Origin of the sequence: Paenibacillus sp. 453mf, from assembly GCF_900116105.1 — a bacterium.
Lineage (GTDB): Bacteria > Bacillota > Bacilli > Paenibacillales > Paenibacillaceae > Paenibacillus > Paenibacillus provencensis.
In genome coordinates this window covers 2,985,003-3,009,659 of sequence record NZ_FPAC01000001.1, presented here as the reverse complement: position 1 = coordinate 3,009,659, position 24,657 = coordinate 2,985,003, and the positions used below count along the sequence as shown (strand labels likewise).

The 24,657-nt window shown below is 46.2% G+C and carries 20 protein-coding genes; 17 read left to right on the top strand and 3 right to left on the bottom strand.

Features of this window, described 5'->3' with window-relative positions; translation table 11 throughout:
* Positions 1-104: 104 nt before the first annotated feature.
* Complete coding sequence (locus tag BM415_RS14175) at positions 105-494, bottom strand: TIGR04086 family membrane protein (protein WP_091158916.1); 390 nt, start codon at positions 492-494, stop codon at positions 105-107.
* A 166-nt stretch (positions 495-660) separates the two neighbouring features.
* On the opposite strand from BM415_RS14175, the gene BM415_RS14170 reads away from it, so the two are divergent.
* On the top strand, positions 661-1,416 hold the full coding sequence (locus BM415_RS14170; RefSeq protein WP_170862454.1) for a DUF421 domain-containing protein: 756 nt from the start codon (positions 661-663) through the stop codon (positions 1,414-1,416).
* 20 nt (positions 1,417-1,436) lie between these two features.
* Here BM415_RS14170 and spoVB read toward each other — a convergent pair whose 3' ends face one another.
* On the bottom strand, positions 1,437-3,023 hold the full coding sequence (gene spoVB / locus BM415_RS14165; RefSeq protein ID WP_091158914.1) for a stage V sporulation protein B: 1,587 nt from the start codon (positions 3,021-3,023) through the stop codon (positions 1,437-1,439).
* Positions 3,024-3,246: 223 nt separating this feature from the next.
* On the opposite strand from spoVB, the gene BM415_RS14160 reads away from it, so the two are divergent.
* The 6 genes from BM415_RS14160 (at position 3,247) to BM415_RS14135 (ending at position 9,891) form a co-directional block, all read left to right on the top strand.
* On the top strand, positions 3,247-3,507 hold the full coding sequence (locus tag BM415_RS14160; RefSeq protein WP_047913325.1) for a post-transcriptional regulator: 261 nt from the start codon (positions 3,247-3,249) through the stop codon (positions 3,505-3,507).
* A 130-nt stretch (positions 3,508-3,637) separates the two neighbouring features.
* Positions 3,638-4,888 (top strand): protein translocase subunit SecD, encoded by a 1,251-nt coding sequence (gene secD / locus BM415_RS14155; protein WP_091159275.1) that lies wholly within the window; start codon positions 3,638-3,640, stop codon positions 4,886-4,888.
* Complete coding sequence (secF, locus tag BM415_RS14150; protein WP_091158912.1) at positions 4,878-5,789, top strand: protein translocase subunit SecF; 912 nt, start codon at positions 4,878-4,880, stop codon at positions 5,787-5,789. The genes secD and secF overlap by 11 nt, the downstream gene beginning before the upstream one ends.
* A gap of 87 nt (positions 5,790-5,876) precedes the next feature.
* Positions 5,877-6,821 carry a cation diffusion facilitator family transporter gene (locus BM415_RS14145; RefSeq protein WP_091158910.1) on the top strand — a complete coding sequence of 315 codons (945 nt, stop codon included), beginning with the start codon at positions 5,877-5,879 and terminating at the stop codon, positions 6,819-6,821.
* 122 nt (positions 6,822-6,943) lie between these two features.
* Positions 6,944-9,349, top strand: coding sequence for a single-stranded-DNA-specific exonuclease RecJ (gene recJ / locus BM415_RS14140; RefSeq protein ID WP_091158908.1), 2,406 nt, complete (start codon positions 6,944-6,946; stop codon positions 9,347-9,349).
* 29 nt (positions 9,350-9,378) lie between these two features.
* The gene (locus BM415_RS14135) at positions 9,379-9,891 is read left to right on the top strand and encodes an adenine phosphoribosyltransferase (RefSeq protein WP_091158907.1); all 513 of its coding nucleotides are present in this window, start codon (positions 9,379-9,381) and stop codon (positions 9,889-9,891) included.
* A 102-nt stretch (positions 9,892-9,993) separates the two neighbouring features.
* Here the strand turns inward: BM415_RS14135 and uraA are convergent, their stop codons facing one another.
* A complete protein-coding gene (gene uraA / locus BM415_RS14130) occupies positions 9,994-11,280 on the bottom strand; it encodes a uracil permease (protein ID WP_091158904.1) in 1,287 nt (428 codons plus the stop codon).
* Between the two features lie 317 nt (positions 11,281-11,597).
* On the opposite strand from uraA, the gene BM415_RS14125 reads away from it, so the two are divergent.
* The 10 genes from BM415_RS14125 to BM415_RS14080 all read left to right on the top strand — a co-directional run bounded on the left by BM415_RS14125 (position 11,598) and on the right by BM415_RS14080 (position 24,634).
* Entirely contained in the window at positions 11,598-13,775 is a 2,178-nt protein-coding gene (locus BM415_RS14125) for a RelA/SpoT family protein (RefSeq protein ID WP_091158902.1), read from the top strand.
* Positions 13,776-13,790: 15 nt separating this feature from the next.
* Positions 13,791-14,234 carry a D-aminoacyl-tRNA deacylase gene (gene dtd, locus BM415_RS14120; protein WP_091158900.1) on the top strand — a complete coding sequence of 148 codons (444 nt, stop codon included), beginning with the start codon at positions 13,791-13,793 and terminating at the stop codon, positions 14,232-14,234.
* A 92-nt stretch (positions 14,235-14,326) separates the two neighbouring features.
* Positions 14,327-14,494, top strand: a complete 168-nt coding sequence (locus BM415_RS25110) for a hypothetical protein (protein ID WP_170862453.1) — start codon at positions 14,327-14,329, stop codon at positions 14,492-14,494.
* Positions 14,495-14,662: 168 nt separating this feature from the next.
* Positions 14,663-15,169, top strand: a complete 507-nt coding sequence (locus tag BM415_RS14115; RefSeq protein ID WP_091158899.1) for a type 1 glutamine amidotransferase domain-containing protein — start codon at positions 14,663-14,665, stop codon at positions 15,167-15,169.
* 91 nt (positions 15,170-15,260) lie between these two features.
* Positions 15,261-15,698 carry a hypothetical protein gene (locus BM415_RS14110; protein ID WP_091158897.1) on the top strand — a complete coding sequence of 146 codons (438 nt, stop codon included), beginning with the start codon at positions 15,261-15,263 and terminating at the stop codon, positions 15,696-15,698.
* A 700-nt stretch (positions 15,699-16,398) separates the two neighbouring features.
* Positions 16,399-17,643, top strand: coding sequence for a histidine--tRNA ligase (hisS, locus tag BM415_RS14105; RefSeq protein WP_091158896.1), 1,245 nt, complete (start codon positions 16,399-16,401; stop codon positions 17,641-17,643).
* Positions 17,644-18,321: 678 nt separating this feature from the next.
* Positions 18,322-20,100, top strand: coding sequence for an aspartate--tRNA ligase (gene aspS / locus BM415_RS14095; RefSeq protein WP_091158893.1), 1,779 nt, complete (start codon positions 18,322-18,324; stop codon positions 20,098-20,100).
* Positions 20,101-20,122: 22 nt separating this feature from the next.
* The gene (locus BM415_RS14090) at positions 20,123-20,869 is read left to right on the top strand and encodes a tRNA threonylcarbamoyladenosine dehydratase (protein ID WP_091158891.1); all 747 of its coding nucleotides are present in this window, start codon (positions 20,123-20,125) and stop codon (positions 20,867-20,869) included.
* Between the two features lie 155 nt (positions 20,870-21,024).
* Complete coding sequence (locus BM415_RS14085) at positions 21,025-22,326, top strand: NCS2 family permease (protein ID WP_047913312.1); 1,302 nt, start codon at positions 21,025-21,027, stop codon at positions 22,324-22,326.
* Between the two features lie 142 nt (positions 22,327-22,468).
* Entirely contained in the window at positions 22,469-24,634 is a 2,166-nt protein-coding gene (locus BM415_RS14080) for a HelD family protein (protein ID WP_091158890.1), read from the top strand.
* Positions 24,635-24,657: the final 23 nt, after the last annotated feature.

Here is a 24,657-nt window from a genome sequence, read left to right as displayed (position 1 = left end):
TAAAAGCTGTAGAAATGAGAAAGGACTCCATGCCGGAGTCCTTTTATTTTGATTTGGAGGATGATATATATGGATTTTGGAAAATAAACTGTGGGAGGGTGATGCTATCTCTTGATATTAACTCCGAAGATCCCACCAAGGGCAGCAACGAAAAATGCAATTACCCATTGCAGCAAGTCATATAATTGAATCGAAGAATTAAGAGCTAGAAATCCGATAACAAAGACGAGAAGACCGTATACCACTCCTGTAATACCACCATGATACCATCCGCGCTCCCCCGATTTTTTTCCTGAAGCGAACCCTCCGAATAAAAGGGCAATTGAATGAACGAAATAGGTATAGGAGGATAAGTCTTGCTCTCGCATACCTGTCAGCCACAGAAAGAGAGATAAAACCAAGGCACCAACAAACATCCACACAAAGGCAGTAATTAATCCTGAGAGCAGCGGGCTGTGAATACGAATGGAAAATACGCGGCGTACAAAATCCATACAGGAAACCTCCTTGATCGGCTTTAATTAATACATTCTATGGCCAAGCTATACGGCTTATGTTCTCATTTTCCATTAATTAAATGGAATGGCTCTCTTGAACTTCGGTCAACCTATTCATTACCAATGTCCACATTTGACCCATAGCTACAGGGAGGCACGGATCATGATCGATCATGTCATGTTACATATTCTGCGTACGGTACTCATGTACTGTATTGCTGCTTTTGCAATTCGTTTGATGGGCAAAAGAGAAATAGGGAAGCTGTCTGTTTTTGATCTCGTTATATCCATCATGCTCGCAGAGATTGCAGTCTTCGCTATAGAGGATGTAGAAAGACCTCTATATGAAGGCATTGTGCCGATTATAACACTCATTATTCTGCAGGTATGTCTCGCCCTCCTCGGGCTAAAGAGCAGATGGTTCCGTCTGGCTGCAGATGGTAAGCCGGTCATTCTCGTGTCGGACGGAAAACTGCAGCGTGATGAAATGAAAAGACAGCGATATAATCTTGACGATCTCATGCTGCAATTGCGCGAACAGAATGTTGATAATGTTGACGACTTACAGTTTGCCATTCTAGAGACAACTGGGAAGCTGTCCATCATTCCAAAAGAGAAGAGGCCGGATGAGAAACCAAAGCATCCACAAGAAAGCCTATATTCACATATGAGCGAAGCTGCAGAAGAGCAGAAGAGTATCAATTTGACGAATATCCGTTATGAGGCACTGCCGCTTCCGCTCATTATGGATGGGAAGGTGCAGGATGCCAATCTGGATATGATTCAGAAAAACCGCTTCTGGCTGAAGAATCAGATCCAAGAGCATGGGATAAAAGACTTCAAGGATGTCTTTCTATGCTCAATTGATCATAAGGGCCAGATATACGTTAACGCTAAAAAAGACAGTTCTAAAAAATAATTCGAAAAATAAGCGGCAAGCTATTTACGTGGCGATATCCATGAGCCGATAAAAGGAACACGGGACAAATCGTGCAAGTCAATTAAACGGCAGGCTGCCATTACTGCTAAATAAACGATAAGTCCTATCCAACTGGAAACTGCAAATTGTAAGAAGGATAAATGAGTCCAAGGCAGATGGATGAACAAATATTGTGCGACACCGGCCATAATTACCATGCCCGCTGCCACTTTAATGAGATCGAGCCAACGAAAGCGAAAGCCAAGGAGCTGTCTCAAGCTTTGTCCGTGAAGCAGAGTGACAATGAGGGAGTTAACACAGATGGCAATGACCGCTCCGTATATGCCATATTCAGGTCTTGAAGCAAGCGTAAGGATAAGAGTAATTTTAATAACGGCACCGATCGTGGTGTTGATAAGGGCTCTTCCTGGTCGATCTAAAGCTTGTAGTGCGGCCTGGAGTGGAGCTTGTACATAGATGAACAGGGCAAATGGAGTCATGGTCTTGAGCATGTCGGCGATGGAGCCATCGTCATAAAGCAGCCGGCAAAGAGGCTCCGCAAGTACATACATCACGACTGCAAAGGGTCCGCCGGTGACAAGAGCAAGTCTGAGTGATTGATGAAGTCTCTTGTGAATGGTTTTATAATCTTTTCTTGCGGCTGCCTCCGATAATGACGGAACGAGCGATGTAGCCAGTGATGATGTCAATGCACCAGGAAGCAGCAGCAAAGGGATTACCATGCCTTGGAGTGCACCATATTGTGCTGTAGCCAATGCCTTGGTCAGACCCGCAAGGGCGAGACTTTGAGCTGTAACGATAGTCTCCAGCAAGTAAGACAATGAACCTACTAGGCGACCGGCTGTAACTGGAATAGAGATGGCCATTAGTTTTTTGAAAATCGATTTTTGCTGTCCCTTACTCTGTTTAGCAGGTGATGATGGGAGAGAAGGTAATGTTTTTCCCGCTTTTCTGTATTTCTCATGCTGCCAGAGGAGTACAATCATACCGATAAGCTCACCTGCGACCGCGCCCAGCATAGCTCCTGCCGCCGCATATTCGATGCCTCGTGGAAGCAGAAGATAGGAGAACCACAGCACACACAATATTCTCATGAGCGTCTCGGCAATGGAGGAAGCGGCAGAGGGAATCATGTTTTGTTTTCCTTGGAAATATCCTCTGTATACGGACGAAACAGCGATGATGAGAATCATCGGTGTCATGCTGACAAAGGTATGGTAGACACGCTCATCAGTTAGAATGGTGCTAGTTACCCATGGTGCAAAGATAATACATAAGGTAGTGAACAACACGCCCAGCGACAACGTGAACATCAGACTTACTCTAAGAATTTTTTCTGATGAACCGTTACCGTTATTGCCTAAGGATTCGGCTTCAGCCACAAGCTTAGCGATCGCTAAGGGAAGGCCTCCAGTGATCAGAGTCACGATTACGATAAAGAATGGGTAACCTTGCTGGTATAGGCCGACACCCTCAGCTCCAATCACTCTTGGCAGTATAATACGGGGAATAAATCCAAGGATACGATTGATAATGCCGGCTGCAAGTAGAATCATGGTTCCTTGGATGAATGTTTGTTTTTTCATAAATGGACTTCCCTCTTCCCCTGGGTTAATACTTATTCCTGTGTCTAGTGGACTGGCTCTTAATAAATGGATATGCCAGACCTGTCCCATCTCATGACTAGGAAGTTTGCCAATTATGAGATTTCCTGAATATAACAGCCTTCTAATCCTGAATCAGGCAGGAGTATTGCGGGTATAAGACGAATAAATGAATATGGAATGTCTAAAGGGAGGACTGAAGCAGATGGATTCCACAATTGAAGAGATGGATGGACAGGAGCTAGAAGAAGCCATCGAGCTGTTATGCTGCAGTAAAGCGGAGGAACTTCGGTTGGTAGGATATGAGCATGTAACCAGTAAGGATGTTTGGAACTGTATTAGTCATAAATACGAGAAACACGGCGTTCCGCAGCTGCATCAGCTGGTTAACGATATTTTATCGCTGAAGGCAACCAGCTTTATGAATTACATGACGCTGTCCGCTTATCGAGGTTCCTCTTTCTAATCGAGAGAGGAATTTTTTTGTTCCAAAATAACGATTTACTTAATGCCTTTTTCATATAGGAAAATTGACTGAGATTTCCTGCATCGCTATAATAGGAATATTGAGAATGAAGGGGGATAAAAGTGACGGCATGAAGAGAGCTATCAGTTTCATTCTGGTCGTGCTTGTGACCGCCGGCGTTATGGCCTATACAAGCCCAGGTCTGCTTAACAATATACGCCTCGGCCTCGATTTAAAGGGAGGCTTCGAGATTTTATATGAAGCTGAGCCGCTGGAAGCAGGACAAGAAGTCACCAGAGAATCACTTACACAAACGGCGAAGAGTCTCGAGCAACGTGCCAATGCATTAGGTACAAGTGAGCCTGAAGTAACAACAGAGGGTACAAACCGGATTCGCTTGAAGCTAGCTGGAGTTACGGATGAGACAGAGGTACGCAGGCAGATGAAGGAGCCGGCAGTTCTGACGTTCCGTAGTGCTCAGGAAGGGGACGAGCCTGGGGAGTACAGCAAGATAGAGCTCAGAGGAAATGAGTTTGTCGAGAACGGCGCCTCTGTTGTATTTAACAGCTTAAACGAGCCTATGGTAGACATTCAGGTCAAGGACAAGGATAAGTTCGCAGAAATTACGGAGCGTCTGCAGGGTCAAGATCTGGCTATTTACTTGGATGATGAGCTGTTGTCTGCTCCGGTAGTGCGACAAGTATTGACCGATGGCAGGGCACAAATTTCAGGAAGCTACACACGGGAAGAAGCGAATCAGCTTCGAGACACAATCAATCTGGGTGCCTTGCCGCTGAAGCTGACAGAGAAATACTCTCAAAGCGTGGGAGCTTCACTTGGACAGCTATCCCTAGAGCAGACAATTAAAGCCGGAATTATTGCATCCGCCTTTATTTTGATATTTATGATTGGGTTATATCGTATACCTGGGATTGTAGCAAGCTTTTGCCTCATTGTGCATACATGGCTTGTTTTGCTTATTTTTTATTGGGGGGATTTTGTTCTCACCCTGCCAGGGATCGCGGCCTTCATTCTGGGGATCGGGATGGCGGTTGACGCCAATATTATTACCTATGAACGGATTAAAGAAGAGCTTCGCAGCGGAAAGAGTGTCATGTCTGCTGTCAAGTCCGGTGAACGGATCTCATTCCGTACGGTAATGGATTCGAATGTCACAACGATTATTGCAGCTGCTGTTATGTTCTGGCTCGGTACCGGAGCAGTCAGAGGCTTTGCAATTGTTCTGATTATAGATATTGTAACGAGCATTCTTACGAATATCTTCTTCTCCCGCTTCTTGCTGAACTTGCTTGTCAAAGCAAAACTGATTAAGAAGCCTTCTTACTTCGGCGTGAAGGAGAGTGAAATTCGTGCGCTTTAATTGGGAATTTGATTACATCAAAGTAAGCAAATATTTTTATACGTTTTCCATCGTTATCACTTTGCTTGGGATATTAAGCCTTGCTGTCTTTGGGCTTAACTATGGCGTGGATTTTCGTTCAGGCTCGAATGTAGACGTATCTGCATCCAAAACCATTACAACGGAAGAAATCGAACCTGTCCTTGAAGAGCTGGGACTTGCGGATGATGAGCCTGCCATTTCTGCAGGTACAAGCCGAGTGAGCATTCGTTTTTCTTCGGTGCTTAATGAAGAACAGGAAGCAAGTCTGAAATCGGCTTTTAATGAACAAATTGACCCGGAAGCGTCCTTTGAAGTCAACACCGTCGATCCGGAAATGGCCAAAGAGCTGGGACGCAATGCCATTTATGCGGTATTGATCGCAAGCTTGGGGATTTTGATCTATGTTACGATCCGGTTTGAGTGGAGATTTGCTGTAGCTGCAATTGTAGCACTGCTTCATGATGCCTTTGTCGTCATCAGTATTTTCTCCATATTCAGATGGGAAGTGGATCTGACCTTTATCACGGCTGTATTGACGATTGTCGGTTTCTCCATCAACGATACCATCGTTGTATTTGACCGGATTCGAGAGAATTTGAGATTTACCAAGATTAAGTCACGCAAAGATGTGAACGAGGTTGTAAACCGAAGCATTGCACAGACGATGACTCGTTCACTGAATACGACCATTACCGTATTTATTGCATCATTGTTCTTATTCCTGCTGGGCGGCGAATCGATTCGCATGTTCTCACTGGCTATGGTGATTGGTCTTGTCTTCGGCGCCTACTCATCCATATTTATTGCAAGTCCGCTCTGGGCGATTCTTAAAAACAAACAAAAGCCAATAACAAACAATCCTGCGAAGTCGACTAGCTGACTTTAATGGAAAAAAACAAAGAAAGCCGCGTCTACGTAAGGCGCGGCTTTCGAATCTAACCGTCTAACGTGTAGAGGGGGAACACGGATGACCACTGAATATTTGCAACACATAAACAAGTCACGTTTCTGGACCGGCATGCTTGGAAATATGGGACTGACTATTTTAAAAGGCAGTGTGGGTTATATTTCGGGAAACAAGGCGCTTTTGAGCGACGCCATGTACTCGGCAGGAGAGGTCTCTGCACTTATTACACATAGGTTCGGTAACGCGAATAAGGAAATAACAGAATCCTCTTCAGGCCACACGGTTCGATTCGGAGAATTTCTTGCACTCATCATTCCTTTGCTCGTGATATTAGGTGCGATGCAAATTGCTTTCTCTTCTGTCTATGTTATGGTGGTAGGTGACCTTGAACCGCCGCAGCTGATGGTCCTCATCATCGCGTTTGTTGCGTTTGTTGCTAGAGAGATATGGTTTCAATATGAATGGCGACGCAGCCTCAAAGATAAACGGGCAATTCATATGATGGGCCATAGTCACCGTCTAGCTCTTTATAGCTCTCTAATCGTCCTTGCAGGCATCACTCTTGCTATGGTCGGTAAAGAATTGGATAACTCAATGCTTCTATATTGTGAACCTGTTGCTGCACTAATGACATCTGCAATCGTGATCTGGAAGGGATATGAGCTGCTCGTGAACTATTTCTTGGGCCATAGAGAAAAGGGGATTCGGCGAGATACCTATGATTACATGGAGACAGTTCAGCGCGTTCATGGTATTGTAACGGTTGAACAGATTCATGCCTATGAGCGGACTAGTGGTATTTATGTAGATGTCATAGTTACAGTGAATCCAAGAATGAGCGTTGCTGAGGCACAGGAAACGTCTGAACGTGTTAAGGTTCTGCTTGTAGGACGATTTGAACACATTGCAGAGGTCAGCATAGAAGTTTTGCCGTATTTGTCAGAGTATCCATATAAGAGCAATTATGAGCTGGCTGAACGCGAGTCGACTACTTTGCTTCAATAAACAAACGGCCAGCGTATATGAGTAGCTGGCTATTGATATATATGGTTTGCGGCGTGCTGGATGGATTGAACTGTGGATAGTGATGCCTTAGTTCATTCTGTATAGAAAGAAAGGTGATTTCAGTGCTTTACTCGAAATATCAATGGAACATGCCGGAGCATGATGAGGAAGAAATACACAAATTAGCTGAAGATCTAAACATATCTCCCCTGATGGCTAGACTGCTTGCTAACCGAGGATTAGGAAGTACGGATAGCGCTTCATCCTTCTTGAATGCTGCTGCCGTATCCATGCATGATCCTTATCTGTTAAAAGGAATGAAGGAAGCAGTGCCTCGCATTAAGGATGCGCTGGATCAAGGTGAACATATTTTAATTTATGGTGACTATGACGCGGATGGAGTCTCCAGTACCTCACTGATGATTCATTTGATGCGCAGACTCTCTGCCTCTTACGATATATATATTCCCCATCGTGCAAATGAAGGCTACGGCCTTCACAACCATGCTCTGGATTGGGCTCATCAGCAGGGAGTTACACTAATTATTACAGTGGATACAGGAATAAGCGCTGTGGAACAAATCGCATATGCCAGAGAGCTCGGTATCGATGTCATTGTCACTGATCATCACGAGCCCCCTGATCTATTGCCGGAAGCCTATTCCCTGATTAACCCCAAGCAAAAAGATTGCCCATATCCTTTTAAAGGACTAGCTGGGGTGGGGGTTGCTTTGAAACTTGCCCAAGCGATTCTAGGGGATGTGCCCAAGGAATGGATGGAAATTGCTAGCATCGGCACGATAGCGGATCTAATGCCGCTTACGGGTGAGAATCGAATCATTGTTAAGCAAGGTATTGAATCCATGAGAAATACTGCTTATCTTGGGATTCGTGCACTCCTCGAGATCAGCGGAGTTGATCTAGCTACCGTCAATTCTGTTCATATCGGTTTTTCAGTAGGTCCCCGTATTAACGCAAGCGGCAGACTTGATCATGCAGGCAGGGCTGTTGCCCTATTAACTACCGAGAGTCAAGATGAAGCGGTAAGACTTGCCGAGGAGCTGGATCTGCTTAATCGGGAGCGTCAGCAGGTGGTGCAGCAAATGACGCAGCAAGCTGTCGAGATGCTGGAGCATAAAAAAGCCTCCGGTGGTCAACTTCCACATGTTATTGTCCTTGCAGGCGAGGGCTGGAATCCAGGTGTTGTAGGGATTGTGGCATCTAAAGTGCTGGAACGTTATTATCGGCCCACTTTAATACTGGGCATCGATCCAGAGACCGGCAAATGTAAAGGGTCTGCCCGATCCGTCCCTGGACTCGACATTTATGAGGCACTAACCTCATGCAAGGACGTCATGGATCATTATGGAGGTCATCCTGCGGCAGCAGGAATGACGCTGCATCGTGATCAACTGTCTCTTCTCGAGCAGCAGCTGAACGAGTACGCGGAGAGAACGATGCAGCCTGAGCATTTTATTCCGGTGAGGGAAACAGATGGAGAGTGCAGTTTAAGTGAGGTACCTCTGTCTGTCATCGAAGAGCTGGAGCTGCTTCAGCCTTTTGGAATGGACAATCCGACTCCTAAATTCGTAATCCGAAATGTCAATCTGGTCGGAATTCGCAAGATGGGGAAGGATCAGTCTCATTTAAAGCTTACGCTAGAACAAGATGGTCAGCTCATTGATGCGGTTTCGTTTGGGAGCGGCGTATTTGCGGACTACCTACCAGAAGGCTCTGCATTTGAAGTGATGGGTGAGCTGCAAATCAATGAATGGAATGGATCTAGAAAGCTGCAGCTGATGCTGGAGGATTTCAGATTTCCAGAGCACCAGGTATTCGATTATCGGGGAAGCAGGGATCCAGCACGCGAGATCGAGCGTTTTATACAGCAGCTGGGAAGCCGTGCTCAATCCGCTTCAAGCATCAACGGAGTGCTTGTTCATGAAAAAAATATATTTGGTCTAGAAAACCAATTGAATGAAAAGGCAATTTGGGTATATGATAGGAAGGTTGGAGTCGTTCCGAAGAACGACTTAGCGTTAGGATTTGAGGGAGAGCAGCTAGATAATCTGTTTGTTCTGGATACCCCCAAAACTGCCGAGCAATTAACAGCGATGCAAAGCTTGATCAAGAGAACGGGTAATGTTATTCTTCTTCACGCCCATGTACATCGCAGCGAAAGACTGCAGCGATTTACACGTGATGATTTTAAACGTATATATGTCCTTATATCCAAATGGGGACAAGAAGCTGTACCGGAAAAAGGAATGATGGAGGCACTCAGCCGTCAGTGCGGATATTCTGTAAGGATGATCTCCAAGGTGATGGATGTGTTTGAGGAGCTGTCATTCATTGAACGAAATTCTGGTACAATAACATTCGTGAGGAATCCTTCCAAGCAAAATTTGATGGATTCCCGAAACTACCAGGCTATTGAACAGCTCGTTGATATGGAACATGCGATGTTTGATTTGGCAGCGCCCCAACTGATGCAATGGATGATGTCTCACATGAAAGGTGCATCCTAAGCATTCATTTATTTTAGGAGGAGATTATTTTGGATTTTAAAGATTACATTCGGGTTATCCCTGATTTTCCGCAGCCCGGAATCAGCTTCAAGGACATTACAACACTGCTGAAGGACGGAGAAGTGTACCGCAAAGCGGTAGATGAAATCAAGCAGCTTGTATCTGATCTGAAAATTGACGTGATTGCGGGCCCGGAAGCACGCGGCTTCGTTGTTGGAGCACCGCTTGCTTATGCACTGGGTGTCGGTTTTGCACCTATTCGTAAAAGCGGTAAATTACCAGGTGAAACCATTGAAATCGGATATGATCTCGAATACGGTAAAGATAAATTAGCGATGCATACGGATGCCATTGAAAAAGGCCAAAATGTGCTGATTGCTGATGATTTGCTCGCAACAGGCGGTACAATTGCGACTTCCGTAAATCTAGTTCGTCAGTTGGGTGGAAACGTAGTTGGCGCTGCATTCCTGATTGAACTTGAAGAGCTCAACGGTAGAGATAAACTTACTGATGTGAATGTTTATTCACTTATGAAATACTAAACTCCCGTTTCCCGGGAAATATTTTGACGAATAAGCATTAGATGTAGCAAAAAAGGTGATCAGCCACGGCTGATCACCTTTTTTCGTTCGTATGTGTGTACCTTAGTGAGCGGACTCATCTTCACGTTCATTCATCCAGCCCAGTTTTTCGAAGAGATAGAACAATAGAGCGGCAATCATGCCTACGATTGTAGCTAGTGCCATCCCTTTGAGCTGTACGTTCGCGATAGACAGTGTAGTACCGCTGAGCCCTGTAACGAACACGAGCGTAGTCAGCAGCATGTTCTTGGTTTTGGAGAAATTGACTTTTTGCTCAACAAAGATTCGGAACCCGGATGCGGCAATGATCCCGAACAAGAGGAGTGATACGCCCCCCATGACAGCTGTCGGAATATTGGCGACAATCGCTGTGAATGTACCTGAGAACGAGAGCAGGATGGCGATGATTGCAGCTCCGCCGATGACAAATATGGAATATACCCGAGTCAAAGCCATAACGCCGATATTTTCTCCATAGGTTGTATTAGGAGTAGAGCCTACAAATCCGGATATGACAGTCGAAATCCCGTTACCGAGCAGAGAGCGATGAAGCCCGGGGTCTTTGGACAGGTCCTTGCCTACAATGCTGCCTGTAACGAGCAGATGACCGATATGCTCAACAATAACGACCAAGGCAACGGGTACAATCGTAAGGATTACCCCGATATCCCAAGTAGGTGTCGTTACTTCGGGAGTTTTAAACAAGCTTGCACTTGTAAAGCTGGTCGTATCTACTACTCCCATTAAGAACGCAAGCAGATAACCTGCCACAATACCGATCAGAATATGAATGATCTTTGCAAATCCACGAAATAGAATGGATCCAAGTACAGTAACACCAAGTGTAACCATGGATAAGGTGATGGTGGTTGCATCCGGTGACCAATCCTCTCCTGTGCCAATAAGACCTGCCATTTCGGCTGCGACTGGAACGAGCTCCAGTCCGATTAGAGCCACAACGGCCCCCATGACTGCTGGAGGAAAGAGCACGTCCAGCCATTTCGTGCCTGTATATTTAATAATTAGAGCAACAAGACAGAAGATAATACCCGTGACAATAAACGCGCTGAGGGCCATGGAATATCCGTTCCCCCCATGTTCACCCAGTACGACTCCGACAGGTGCAAGAAAAGCAAAGCTGGAGCCGAGATAGGCGGGGATTTTTCCGTTACATATAAAGATGTAGAGAAGTGTCCCTATACCATTCATTAATAGGATCATCCCAGGATCAACACCAAAGATGTTCGGAACCAGTACAGTGCTGCCGAACATGGCAAACAAATGCTGGATACTTAATAGAAGACCTGGTCCTACAGGGAGCTTTTCGTTAACTCCGATTTCACGCTGCAAAATTGTTCACTCCTCAAAATAATATCGTGCATAATCATTAGATGTAGCCTCTGCAATCCATAATAGATTATACAGTTTCACGAGATTTTTCAATGAATTTCTTTCCGTTTTCATAGGAGCGGTTTGACTTTGAGTCTAAATGAAGTTGAATAGATTGGGGAATTGGTGAAAAAAGCATAACTTGTCATCTTATGACGACGGTTGACGTAGAAGCAGGTAAGCGTCATAATATTATAAAATCACTATTTCGGGGAACCTGTGTAGATGTAAGATCGGCGGGTTCCATTTTATTATAGAAAGGAATCGGACAAGATTAGATGGGCATAGAGCAATTACTGGAGAAGGCTGGAGCCTATATCAAAGAACCCGAATTAACCCGGATCCGTGAAGCCTATGATTTTGCTGAGAAAGCTCATCACGGACAGACGCGCAAATCGGGCGAACCGTATATTTTGCACCCGCTAGCTGTTGCAGATATCGTGGTGAATATGCAAATGGACAGCATATCAATTATTGCTGCCCTGCTTCATGATGTCGTTGAGGACACTACAGTTTCTCTGGACGAGATCAAAGAGAAATTCGGAGACACGTGCGGCATGCTTGTGGATGGTCTGACGAAGCTTGAACGTATTAAATTTCGTTCAAAAGAGGAGCAGCAGAACGAGAATTACCGGAAGATGTTTATTGCGATGGCGCAGGATATCAGGGTCATTGTCATTAAACTGGCGGACCGTCTCCATAATATGCGTACGTTGAAATTTCAGTCCGAAGAAAGTCAACGACGTATTTCGTATGAAACCTTGGAGATATTCTGTCCTATTGCCAACCGGCTCGGGATCTCGGCGATCAAGTGGGAGATGGAGGATATTGCGCTCCGTTATTTGAACCCGCAACAGTACTACCGAATTGCTAACCTAATGCACAAGAAGCGTGCAGAACGTGAGCAATATATTGATAATGTCATAGATCGTATTTCCGACAAGCTGGGTGAGATGGGGATTCAGGCTGATCTGTCCGGACGCCCTAAACATATATACAGTGTGTATAAGAAGATGACGAGCAAGAACAAGCAGTTTAACGAAATTTATGATCTGCTCGCTATCCGGATTATTGTTGATAATATTAAAGATTGCTATGCTACTCTCGGAATTATCCATACATTGTGGAAACCGATGCCTGGGAGATTCAAAGATTATATTGCGATGCCCAAAGCCAATATGTATCAGTCTTTGCATACGACGGTCGTAGGTCCAAAGGGAGAGCCGACCGAGGTTCAGATCCGTACTTGGGATATGCACCGTACAGCAGAGTTTGGTATTGCTGCCCACTGGGCATATAAGGAAGGCGGAGGCAATAACTTAGAGGACAGTATTACGTTCTTCAGAGAAATTCTGGAGCTGCAGAATGAAGCGAAGGATGCTTCTGAGTTTGTTGAATCCTTGAAGATGGACTTTTTCTCTGATCTTGTATTTGTATTTACGCCAAAAGGGGAAGTGATTGAGCTCCCTGCAGGCTCGGTGCCTCTTGATTTTGCTTACCGTATTCATACAGAAGTAGGAAACCGTACCATTGGAGCCAAAGTCAATGGGCGAATTGTACCACTGGACTATCAACTCAAGACCGGCGATATTGTAGAGATTCTGACCTCCAAGCATTCATATGGCCCTAGCCGTGACTGGTTGAAGATTGCACAATCTTCTCATGCGCGCAGCAAGATTAAACAGTGGTATAAGAAAGAGAAACGTGAAGAAAATGTCGAAAAAGGTCGAGAAAGCCTTGAGCGTGAGCTGAAACGAATCGGCCTCGAGCCTTCTCAATGGCTTACTGATGATAAATTGCAGGAGGTCTGCAAGCGGTTCGCGTTTAACGATATCGACGATATGCTGTCTGCGATTGGTTTCAGCGGAATTACTGCATCCCAAATCGTAACACGTTTAACAGAGAAGCTTCGGAAAGAGCAGGAGGAAGCAAGTCTGCTTGAGCTCACAACAGAGCGCAAGGAAATTAAGGCTGCTCCTGAGCGAAAAGTCCAGCATACGAACGGCGTTAAAGTTAAAGGCATAGATAATCTGCTTGTACGATTTGCACGCTGCTGTAATCCGGTGCCAGGTGACGAAATAGTAGGGTATGTTACGCGCGGGCGCGGGGTATCTGTCCATCGTACGGATTGCCCTAATCTTCCGTCACTAGATATCGAAGGGGAAGAAGCAGCACGTGTGATCGAAGTGGAGTGGGAGAATGAGAATGAATCGGCGAGCTACAGCGTCGATATCGAGATTACTGGACATGATCGGAATGGGCTGCTTAACGAAGTACTCCAAGCCGTGTCCGAGAGTAAGACGAATATATCTGCTGTTACTGGTCGTACCGATAAGAATAAGCTCGCTCAGGTTCATATGACCATTCTGATTCGGAATACGGATCATCTGCAATCCGTTGTAGAGCGAATTAAGCGAGTTAAAGATGTATATTCTGTACATCGGATCATGCAATAAGGAGTACAGATTGACATGAGAGTGGTATTGCAGCGCGTAAGTGAAGCCAAAGTAACTGTAGATCAAGAGGTTATCGGCCAGATTAATAGAGGATTTATGCTTCTTGTTGGTATTACTCATGAGGATAGTCAGAAGGATGCTGACTATTTGGCCGAAAAAATTGCTGGTTTGCGTGTATTTGAGGATGAAGCCGGAAAAATGAACGAAAGCATTGTGGATGTTGGCGGTGCCATCTTATCCGTGTCTCAATTTACGCTTTATGGGGACACCCGTAAAGGAAAAAGACCGAACTTTATGGCTGCGGCGAGGTCTGAAGCAGCAGAGCCGCTGTATACGTATTTCAATGAGCAGCTTAGAAGCAAGGGGCTTACCGTTGAAACAGGAAAATTTGGAGCGATGATGGATGTGGCGCTGACCAATGACGGCCCTGTGACACTGATATTGGAGAGCAAGGTCTAACTGACTTCGTATACTTTAACTAAGGTTAATTGTAAAGACACCGGGACATACTAGGTAATGAATAACCCTGGTAAGGACGGTGTCTTTTTAATATGCGACAATCCCTAAAGCAAATGAACATGAATGCGTGTATGCTGCTTCTGCCTGGAAGTGTTCCGGAAGCCATGCATTTGGCCAATTTAGCAGCAGCCAAAACCATCTCGTTGTATGAAACGACATCGACCGATAAGCCGGTCAGAATCCGGTTGCCGCGGTCTTAGAGCTATTCTCTTGGAGATGCTTTCCCCCAAGGAGATAGCTTTTTTTCATTGATGGTTGATGAGATGATTTTGATTGGAAAGTAGATTTTTGCTGTGGATGTTATAAAACTGATTATACAGGGTAATGAATACTCGAGGCGCTATTGCCTTGAAAGGAGACGATAATCAATGAGTAAAGTAGCATTTTTGTTAGCAGACCAATTCGAAGACTCGGAAATGAAAGTTCCTTACGATGAGGTAAAGAAAGCAGGACATGAAGCCGTGATTATCGGCCTTGAAGCGGGAGCTACCGTGAAAGGGAAACAAGGGAAAGAAGAGTATACCATCGAGAAAGCCATTACGGAGGTCAGTGCAGCTGAATTTGACGCCGTCGTCATTCCGGGCGGATCTTCACCAGAAAATCTTCGTTTGAATGATCAAATCCTGAAATTCGTTACCGAAGTGAATCAGGCGAAGAAGCCAATCGCGGCAATATGTCATGGCCCGCAAATTTTGGCGAGCGCGGATCTGTTGAAGGGACGCACCGTGACTTCTTATCCCCCTCTCAAAGACGATATGATCAATGCGGGTGCTGAATTCCGTGATGAGGAAGCGGTTGTGGATGGTAATTTTATCACTTCCCGTACCCCTGAGGACGAACCGGCATTCGTGCGAGAAATACTAAAAGCGATATAAATGAAGCTGGGTTTGTAAGTGCTGCTTCAGAATACAATGGACTAACTACTTTAATAATGGACTAACTACTTTAATAAGGAGGGTTTGTTTTATGTCGAAGAGAATACAAGCGTATTTCAGAACCGAAGATGATGCAGAAGGTGCAAGAATCTCCCTACATGCATTTGCTACAGAGCAATTGGAGGTAGGAGAATTAGATTCTTCCATTGGGAGATCAAATCGAATTCTCATTCCCCTTGTTCCGCAAAACAATGTGGGAGGAATCAATACAACAGGTGCTGTCGGGACAGCTGCAGGAACACAAACGGAGTCTATTATTCCCGTTGTCTCTGATCGTGATCCTGATGAACCAACAGCGGCAGATCGCAATGGTAATCGGGAAGGCGGGCTGCTGAATGCGGAGGATGTATTCACTAACGACTATGACAACCTCCATTATGTATTAGCTGTGAAGGTTAAGGATGAAGAGTACGAGGATGTCGTAAACAAAATTCGCTCTAAAGGTGGATATGTTGAGATTGACGAGTAATCCGTGTCGATGTGGAACAAATTATGAACGTGCTGAGAATCAATGCTTGCCTCAGGGACAATATATGTTGTTCACTATACGGAACTAATCATGTGAGGCCAATTTATATAAAGCGCTTTCAAAATTGTAATGATCTCGTCATATTAACTACATCAATTATTAATATATGCTGTTTATAATAACAGCATGACCCCCTTTTTAAATATATACTTTGAACCTACAAACCGTTTTTGTAGGTTTTTTTCTGTCTTTTTTCTGGAATTAGTTTACCTGGCGTGTTATTTTCTTTTTGAAAATGCTTGACTTTAACGTATGGGTTCATTACAATCGAACAATAATATAAGGATATATAATGTGATTTGATGACAGGACCAAGTACTCCGTGCCCCACATGCTTAGAGATGAATCCCTTAGGCTGGAAGGATTCTCATGATGACCGGACGAATGACTTCCTCGAGAACGGGCGGCGAAAGCAACAATTGGTGATTAGCCGTACCGCGCTGGCGAGCGTTACACGCCTTAAGCGAACGAATGAGTTAATACAATCATTGTTCGGAATGTGGGTGGTACCACGGTAGATGTGCTTATGGCAATCTCTCGTCCCTGTTTCTTGTATGAGACAGGGCGGGAGATTTTTTGTTTTTTAAACATGCTTTTTAATATAAGATGATTCACTTGGAAAGTGATGGAGGGATGAAGAATGGCTTTTCAAAAACCGACGGGTACACAGGATTTGCTGCCAGGTGTGGTGGAGAAGTGGCAGTATGTTGAGAGCAAGGCAAGAGAGCTATGCGCGCGGTTTAACTATCGGGAGATTCGTACACCGATATTTGAGCAGACTCACCTGTTTGAACGGGGGGTAGGAGAGACAACAGATATCGTAGAGAAAGAAATGTATACCTTCAAAGATAAGGGCGATCGGAGCATAACGCTTCGGCCGGAAGGAACAGCAGGAGTTGTCCGCTCCTACGTAGAGAACAAGCTGTACGGAGAGCCGGATGTAACTAAACTATATTACACGGGTCCGATGTTCCGATATGAGCGACCGCAGGCCGGACGCCAGCGTCAATTTCATCAATTTGGAGTAGAAGCCTTCGGTTCGGTAGACCCTGCGATTGACGCAGAGGTTATTGCGCTCGGATATCAATTTTGCCGGGAGCTGGGACTTCAGGGCGTTACCGTGGAGCTGAACTCCGTTGGTAATGCGGAGAGCCGAGCTGTATATCGTGAAACTCTGCTGGCCTTCCTTAATCCGATGAGAGATTCGCTATGTAAGGATTGTAAATCCCGGATGGATCGGAACCCGCTGCGTGTGCTTGACTGCAAAGTGGATCAGGATAAATTTGCGAATGCCCCTTCCATTCTGGACAGCCTGAGTGAGGAAGAAACGAACCACTTCAAGAAGGTACAAGCATATTTAGACCGTATGGAGATTCCTTATACGCTGAATCACCGTCTTGTAAGGGGACTTGATTATTACACGATGACTGCTTTTGAGCTGAAAGCCGAAGGAATCGGTGCGATTGACACTATTGGCGGCGGTGGTCGTTACAATGGTCTTGTAGGCGATATCGGCGGACCGGATCAGCCAGGTATCGGTTTTGGTATCGGTCTTGAGCGTATCCTGCTCATTCTCGATAAGCAGGGAGTGGAGCTTGATGCGGTGAAACCGCTCGATGTTTACTTTGTAGCCCTTGGCGAAGCTGCCGAGGCAGAAGTGACAGCACAGCTGTTTAAATTGCGCCAAGCTGGATACAGCGGAGAGCGCGATTATTTGGGCCGGAAGATGAAGGCCCAAATGAAGTCGGCCGATCGCCTGAAAGCGCGGTATACCGCGATTCTCGGCGAGGATGAGCTTGAGCGGGGAGAAATCACGCTCAAGTCAATGCAAGACGGCGAGCAGCGTGTCGTGAAGCTCGCCGATCTGGTCTCCGCGCTGCAATAGTATCAGCAGCGCTTCTGTGCTTGCATAAAGCGAAGCAATGCAAGGCACGCCGAAGGCTACAGGGTTTTGCCTGCAGTTGCTTGCATAAAGCGAAGCAATGCAAGGCACGCCGAAGGCTATAAGGGTTTGCCTGCAGTTGCTTGCATAGAGCGAAGCAATGCAAGGCACGCCGAAGGCTATAGGGGTTTACCTGCAGTTGCTTGCATAGAGCGAAGCGATACAAGAGACGCCGAAGGCTACAGGGGGTATTCCCGCACTTCCTTGCATAGAGCAAAGCAATGCAAGGCACGCCGAAGGCTATAGGGTTTTGCCTGCAGTTGCTTGCATAGAGCGAAGTAATGCAAGGCACGTCGAAGGCTATAAGGGTTTGCCTGCAGTTGCTTGCATAGAGCGAAGCGATGCAAGAGACGCCGAAGGCTATAGGGGTTTTACGCTCTTTGGAAGCAGTGAAGCGGGGTCCTTACCTTTGCAGCAATGCGGCAAAGGTAAGGACAGTAGCGCTCCCACTACTAACGTAAGTTTTTTCACCTTCCACCAACTGCTGCATCTGCTGCAGGTTCCGGGTGTCCAGAGGGCAGCGCCCTCTGGGGTCCTCCCTGTCAGGGAGGATTTAGGAGGGTGAATTTAAAAAGTTTCCTAAACATTTTATATAATTTTTGATTACAAAGGAGAATGAAGATGCAAAGAAGTCATCAATGCGGAACACTTACGACCGAGCACATTGGTCAAACAGTTACACTGAACGGTTGGGTACAGACTCGCCGTGACCTTGGGGGCGTACTCTTCATTGATCTGCGCGACCGCAGCGGAATCGTGCAAATCGTATTTAATCCGGATTACTCCGGCGAAGCGCTCAAAATCGCTGACCGTGTCCGCAGTGAATATGTTCTGGCTGTGACAGGAACGGTAGTTAAGCGGGATGAAGAAACGGTTAACCCGAACTTGCCCACAGGCTTGATCGAAGTACAAATTACAGAGATTGAAGTGTTGAACGCATCCAAAACACCACCGTTCTTTATCGAAGACGGAATTGAAGTGGATGAATCCCTTCGTTTGAAATATCGCTATATGGACCTGCGTCGTCCGGAAATGCAGGAGACGCTCCGTCTGCGCTCCAAAGCAGCCAAAGTATTCCGTGATTTCCTGGATGAAAAAGAGTTTATTGAAGTAGAAACTCCGATTCTGACGAAGAGCACACCGGAAGGTGCGCGTGATTACTTGGTGCCAAGCCGTGTGCATGAAGGCGAATTTTTCGCTCTGCCACAGTCACCACAAGTATACAAGCAGCTTCTTATGGTTGGCGGTCTCGAGCGCTACTATCAGATTGCCCGCTGCTTCCGTGATGAGGATCTTCGTGCTGACCGTCAGCCGGAATTTACACAGGTCGACATTGAGACTTCCTTCCTGCAGCAGGATGAGCTGCTGCCTATGATGGAAGATCTTATGGTTAAACTGTTCCGCGAAACCAAAGGAGTCGAAATCGAGACCCCGTTCCAGCGTATTACTTATGCGGATGCAATGGGCAAATACGGTTCAGACAAACCCGATCTGCGCTTCGGTATGGAGCTTGTCGAGCTGAATGATATTGTAGCAACGAGCGGAGTAAAAGTATTTGCTTCGGTAATCGAAAAAGGCGGAGAAGTGAAATGCTTGAACGCCAAAGGCTGCGGAACATGGACTCGTAAAGAAATCGATGACCTGGGCCCTTATGCAGCGCGTTATGGTGCCAAAGGACTGGCTTGGATTCAAGTGAAAGAAGGCGAATTCAAGGGGCCTATCGTGAAATTCATGTCACCTGAAGAAATCGAAGCGATCAGAGAGCGCACAGGTGCGGAGGACGGAGACTTGCTTCTGTTCTCAGCTGACAACAAAAAAGTAGTAGCTGATGTTTTGGGAGCACTGCGTTTGAAAATCGGCCGTCAGCTTGGTTTGATTGACGATAATAAGTTTAAATTTGCTTGGGTCGTAGATTTCCCGCTCCTTGGATACGATGAGGATGAGAAACGTTATGTGGCTGAGCATCATCCATTCACGCGTCCGAAGGAAGAAGATCTGCACCTGTTCGAAACCGATCCGGGTCAAATTCGCGCTCAGGCCTATGACTTGGTGCTGAACGGTTATGAAGTAGGCGGCGGCTCCATGCGTATCTACAAGCGTGATGTGCAGGAGAAAATGTTCGCTGCTCTTGGACTCTCCACGGAAGAAGCTTATGACAAATTTGGATTCTTGCTGGACGCATTTGAATACGGCACGCCTCCGCATGGCGGTATCGCCTTCGGTTTCGACCGTTTGGTTATGCTGCTTGCAGGACGTAATAACCTGCGTGAAACGATTGCTTTCCCGAAAACGGCAAGCTCTACGGACCTGCTCATGAATGCACCGTCGGAAGTAGATACGAAGCAGCTGGAGCAGCTTCATATCCGCGTTTCTCGCAAGCCCAAAGCGGAAAAGAACTAAGTAAGGGGGACGAATTGTCACCATGCTACATCAATTTTCAAGAACGGAACTTGCGATCGGACCGGAAGGCCTGGCGAAGCTGAAGAACAGCACCGTTGCTGTGCTCGGCATCGGGGGCGTCGGCTCTATGGCCGTAGAAGCTCTGGCTCGTACCGGTGTAGGACGGATTATTATGATTGATAAGGATGTTGTCGACATTACGAATATCAATCGTCAGATCCATGCCTTAACGACAACGATTGGTCAGAAGAAAGCAGATCTGATGGTGGATCGGGTAAAGCTGATTAATCCGGAGATCGACGCCATTGCTCTTAACATGTTCTATACAGAAGAGACTTACGAGGAATTGTTTAAATACGAGCTGGATTATGTACTGGATGCATCCGATACGATCATTTACAAGATTCACTTAATCAAGGAGTGCATGGAGAGAGGAATTCCGATGATCTCCAGCATGGGAGCAGCCAACAAGATGGACCCATCCAAATTCCAGGTTGCCGACATTTCCAAGACCTCCATGGATCCGATGGCTCGTGTCATTCGTAACAAACTGCGTAAGGAGCACGGTATTAAAAAAGGCGTGAAGGTCGTCTTCTCAACAGAGCAGCCAATGAAGCCACGTCAGGATGTAACGGATAAGATTGTTCCGGAAAATGCACCTGAGATCCGTAAAGCAAAACAGCCGCCTGCAAGTAATGCTTTTGTGCCTCCTGTTGCAGGACTTATCATGGTCAGTGAAGCCATCAAGGATTTGCTAGCCGTGAAATAGGATGCTTAAGCCGATGTTTTCAGGTTTAAAATGAATATAATCTGAACAAGATAAACTTGTTCCCGCGTGGATACCAGCGTATGGTATTCACGCTTTTTTTCTTTGTATGGAGATTGTATGGATAATTGAAGTGAAGGAAAAGAGGATTGGAGTATATGAAACAAAAAAGTCTGTTCCGATGGGTTGGAATGAGACAAGGAGATGTGCTCAAGAAAGAGCTTGGAGCGGGAATCATCTCCTACTTCTCTGTTGTTTATATTGTAATGGTCAATGCTTCCATTCTGGCGGATGCAGGCATGCCGCTGCAGGCAGCCATGGTGGGAACTTTGTTAACTTCGATTGCCGGCTGTCTATTTATGGCGTTTATCGGCAAATCGCCGATTATCGTTGTTCCGGGAATGGGAATCAACGCATTTTTTGCTTATACCCTTGTTCATTCCATGAAATTGACCTGGCAGGAAGCTTTAGCGGTGGTCACGATTACGGGCATTCTGTTTGCGGTTGTCGCCTTTACGAACCTGTATAAAGTGATTAGTGAGGCGATTCCTCACAATTTACAGCATGGTATTACGGTGGGGATCGGACTATTCCTGACCTTTATCGGTCTTCAAAAAAGCGGGATTGTTGTGGCGCATCAAACGACCTTTGTAACGATCGGCCATTTTGATGATCCTGGTGTGCTGACAGCCTGCCTTACATTGCTGCTAGCTTTTGTGTTATTCGTTAGAAATGTGCAGGGCGGCCTCCTTATCAGCATGGTCGCAGGTACGATTTTGGCCTATGTGCTGGGTGCTGCAGAAGCACCTTCTCAAATGATGTCGGCATCTGAGCCGATACGAGAGTATGGGCAATTGTTTGGAGAGCTGTCTTTTACAGGGCTGGTGAATCTATCCTTCTGGATTGCGGTCTTCTTGCTGCTGCTTATTGTTGTATTTGAGAACATTGGTCTGATCGCTTCTCATACGAACATTACTCAGCGTCCAGAGACATTCAAAGGCAGCCTTCGGGCACTTTCGATTACGAATGTGTTTGCTGGAATATTTGGTACAAGTCCTGTAGTAGCAGCAGCCGAGACAACGGCGGGCATTGCAGCAGGGGGACGAACGGGGCTTACACCGCTAACGACAGCGGTATTGTTTGGAGCAACCTTTTTATTCATCCCTTTATTAACGCTTATACCCGACAGTGCAATTGCACCGATACTGATCATTATCGGCGGTCTGATGGTGCAAAGCGTAAAGGATATCAAGTTCTCGGATTACACCGAAGCTTTTCCCGCATTTCTAATTATGGTGATGATTCCCTTCACATATAGCATTGTTGATGGCATGGCATTTGGATTTATTGCGTATCCCGTAGCCAAGCTGGCAGCCGGACAAGGCAGAGAAGTACCTAAGGTAATGTATTTCATAGCAGTTCTCTTCCTACTTAATTTTGTGGTCTATGCTTTGTTATAAAATAAACGGTATGCCTAATTATGAGGAACTCAGCCCCTCCGGAATTGAATAGCTTTTCATTATCTTTTGTGGTATATTAGTACTCCTTTTGCTGTACGGATACGTCCGAGCTGCAAAATAATTCTTAGGAGGTAACTGAACTATGGATGACACGATTCAAAGTGCCTATCAAGAAGAGGAGCAGAGGCTTAAAGATACGATGAAGGAAGTCGAACAGCAGCTTGCGAAGCTTCAGTCGGTTCCGGTATATACCGGTCATGACTTTACAGAGCAGGTGCTTGAGGCGGGCCGAGAGGAACGCCGACAACGGCTTTTCAAGAGCGTGAAGGAGCCCTATTTCGGACGTCTTGATTTTGAAGAGCTCGGCACTGGCAGTTCAAAGCCGCTATACATTGGCAAAGTCGGCGTAGATCGTGAAGAGTACACAGATCAGCCGCTGGTCATTGATTGGCGGGCGCCAGTGGCGAGTCTCTTTTATTCTTTTACCGGCGGGGATGGACCCGCAGAATATGAATCACCCGAAGGTATCATTGAAGGTCTCGTATATTTAAAGCGAAATATTGTGATTCGCCAGCAGATCCTTGAGCGTGTGGCAGACACGTATAATCGGGACAGTGACCAGCCTGCCGTATCGGATGAATTCCTCGTCTATCGACTCGGTGAGAATAAGGACAACAAGCTGCGTGATATTGTATCTACAATTCAGGCAGAGCAGGACCGAATCATCCGGGCAGCGCGGAATACAGCGCTCATTATTCAGGGGGTTGCAGGGAGTGGTAAAACAACCGTGGCGCTCCATCGCCTTGCTTTTTTACTGTACCAGTACAAGGAGCAGGTATCGGCAGAGAAAATGATTATTTTTGCCCCCAATAATATGTTCCTGGATTACATTTCTAACGTACTGCCTGAGCTCGGTGTGGGTGACATACAGCAGAGCACCTTCTCAGATTGGGCAATGAATCTGCTGGACATGGAGCTGAGACTGGCAGATCCTGCAGAAACTTTGTCTTATTGGTTTGAGGGTGAAGGAGAACTGCCGGAGATTACGGAGGAAGTACCAGGACGGTTTAAGGGATCTATTGCGTTTATGGAAATTCTTCGTGACTGCGTTAAGAGGATGGAGATCAGCTCTGTACCGGATATGGACTTTTCACCGTGGGACGGGGCAGTGCTTGCGAGAGCAGAGATTGTGAAGTGGTTTAAGGAAGAGTATAAGCCCTACCCTCTTGCGAAGCGCAAAGAACGAGTCATGGCCCGGGTGCATCGCTGGATTGAAATGGAGCTTAAGAAGGCACCTTCGGCCACCGTTCTTAAAGAGTGGAAGAAGAAGGCATCAGCACGCGAGAAGTCTTATGGCAACAAATGGCCGAAATATGAGCCGCTTACGCTGTACAAACAGATCTTCAAAGCAGTCAAAGGTGCGAGTCCTATACCAGAGGAAGCGGTCAGCCAGATTCCAAAGTCTGTGTTTAAGTCGACAGCTCTTGATTTGAAGAACAATGTCATTCGTGAAGAAGATCTTCCGGCACTCGTTTATTTGCATGTACTGGTACATGAGGTGGACGGGAATCAGCGATTTGATCATGTGGTCATTGACGAGGCGCAGGATTTTTCACCATTCCACATTGCGCTTCTGGATTTGTTCGTCAAAGGTCACTCCTTTACAATCCTTGGCGACTTGTCCCAGGGCATTCATGCCTATCGGGGCGTGCATCAGTGGGAGGAAATGAGCTCACTCTTTGCAGCGGAATATAATGATTATTTTGCGCTGACTCGAAGCTATCGATCTACGATGGAAGTCATTGAGTTTGCCAATACGATCTTGGAAAAAGGCGTTCAAAGCGGCATCACAGCTGTACCCGTGTTCCGGAGCGGAGACGGTGTTCGGCTCATTGATTACGGGCAAGAGGGTAGAGAAGCTTCCTTGAAAAAAGCAATGGAGACGCTCATTGACAAGGACTACAGGACGGTATCCATCCTGACACGCTCGCTGAGGGATGCTAAAGCTTTGCATGAGCGGCTTAGTTCTGAAGGGCTTGAGGTTAATCTGATCGATGATGGCAAGAAGCAGTATGAGGGCGGCTACTCGGTGCTTCCGGTGTATCTGTCCAAGGGACTGGAGTTCGATGCCGTTATTGTTGCGGATGCGGATCAAGCTCATTATGGCAGCAGCGCATGGGACGCCAAGCTGTTATATGTCGGCTGTACGCGTGCGCTGCACGAATTGTGGCTCATGAATGGTGAGGAACGGCCGGACTACGTTGAGCAGGATAACGATGAGGTTGTTGTGAAAGGCTGGCCGGAGTAAGGCTGCCAGTTAATTAGGCTGAG

Excerpts from the sequence above, each read along its gene's own strand:
- BM415_RS14125 (WP_091158902.1), top strand. The coding sequence starts at position 11,598 with ATGGGCATAGAGCAATTACTGGAGAAGGCTGGAGCCTATATCAAAGAA.
- dtd (WP_091158900.1), top strand. The coding sequence starts at position 13,791 with ATGAGAGTGGTATTGCAGCGCGTAAGTGAAGCCAAAGTAACTGTAGAT.
- BM415_RS14170 (WP_170862454.1), top strand. The coding sequence starts at position 661 with ATGATCGATCATGTCATGTTACATATTCTGCGTACGGTACTCATGTAC.
- hisS (WP_091158896.1), top strand. The coding sequence starts at position 16,399 with ATGGCTTTTCAAAAACCGACGGGTACACAGGATTTGCTGCCAGGTGTG.
- spoVB (WP_091158914.1), bottom strand. The coding sequence starts at position 3,023 with ATGAAAAAACAAACATTCATCCAAGGAACCATGATTCTACTTGCAGCC.
- BM415_RS14085 (WP_047913312.1), top strand. The coding sequence starts at position 21,025 with ATGAAACAAAAAAGTCTGTTCCGATGGGTTGGAATGAGACAAGGAGAT.
- BM415_RS14110 (WP_091158897.1), top strand. The coding sequence starts at position 15,261 with ATGTCGAAGAGAATACAAGCGTATTTCAGAACCGAAGATGATGCAGAA.
- BM415_RS14160 (WP_047913325.1), top strand. The coding sequence starts at position 3,247 with ATGGATTCCACAATTGAAGAGATGGATGGACAGGAGCTAGAAGAAGCC.
- BM415_RS14115 (WP_091158899.1), top strand. The coding sequence starts at position 14,663 with ATGAGTAAAGTAGCATTTTTGTTAGCAGACCAATTCGAAGACTCGGAA.
- BM415_RS14175 (WP_091158916.1), bottom strand. The coding sequence starts at position 494 with ATGGATTTTGTACGCCGCGTATTTTCCATTCGTATTCACAGCCCGCTG.
- BM415_RS14080 (WP_091158890.1), top strand. The coding sequence starts at position 22,469 with ATGGATGACACGATTCAAAGTGCCTATCAAGAAGAGGAGCAGAGGCTT.
- BM415_RS25110 (WP_170862453.1), top strand. The coding sequence starts at position 14,327 with ATGCGACAATCCCTAAAGCAAATGAACATGAATGCGTGTATGCTGCTT.
- BM415_RS14145 (WP_091158910.1), top strand. The coding sequence starts at position 5,877 with ATGACCACTGAATATTTGCAACACATAAACAAGTCACGTTTCTGGACC.
- aspS (WP_091158893.1), top strand. The coding sequence starts at position 18,322 with ATGCAAAGAAGTCATCAATGCGGAACACTTACGACCGAGCACATTGGT.
- BM415_RS14090 (WP_091158891.1), top strand. The coding sequence starts at position 20,123 with ATGCTACATCAATTTTCAAGAACGGAACTTGCGATCGGACCGGAAGGC.
- secD (WP_091159275.1), top strand. The coding sequence starts at position 3,638 with ATGAAGAGAGCTATCAGTTTCATTCTGGTCGTGCTTGTGACCGCCGGC.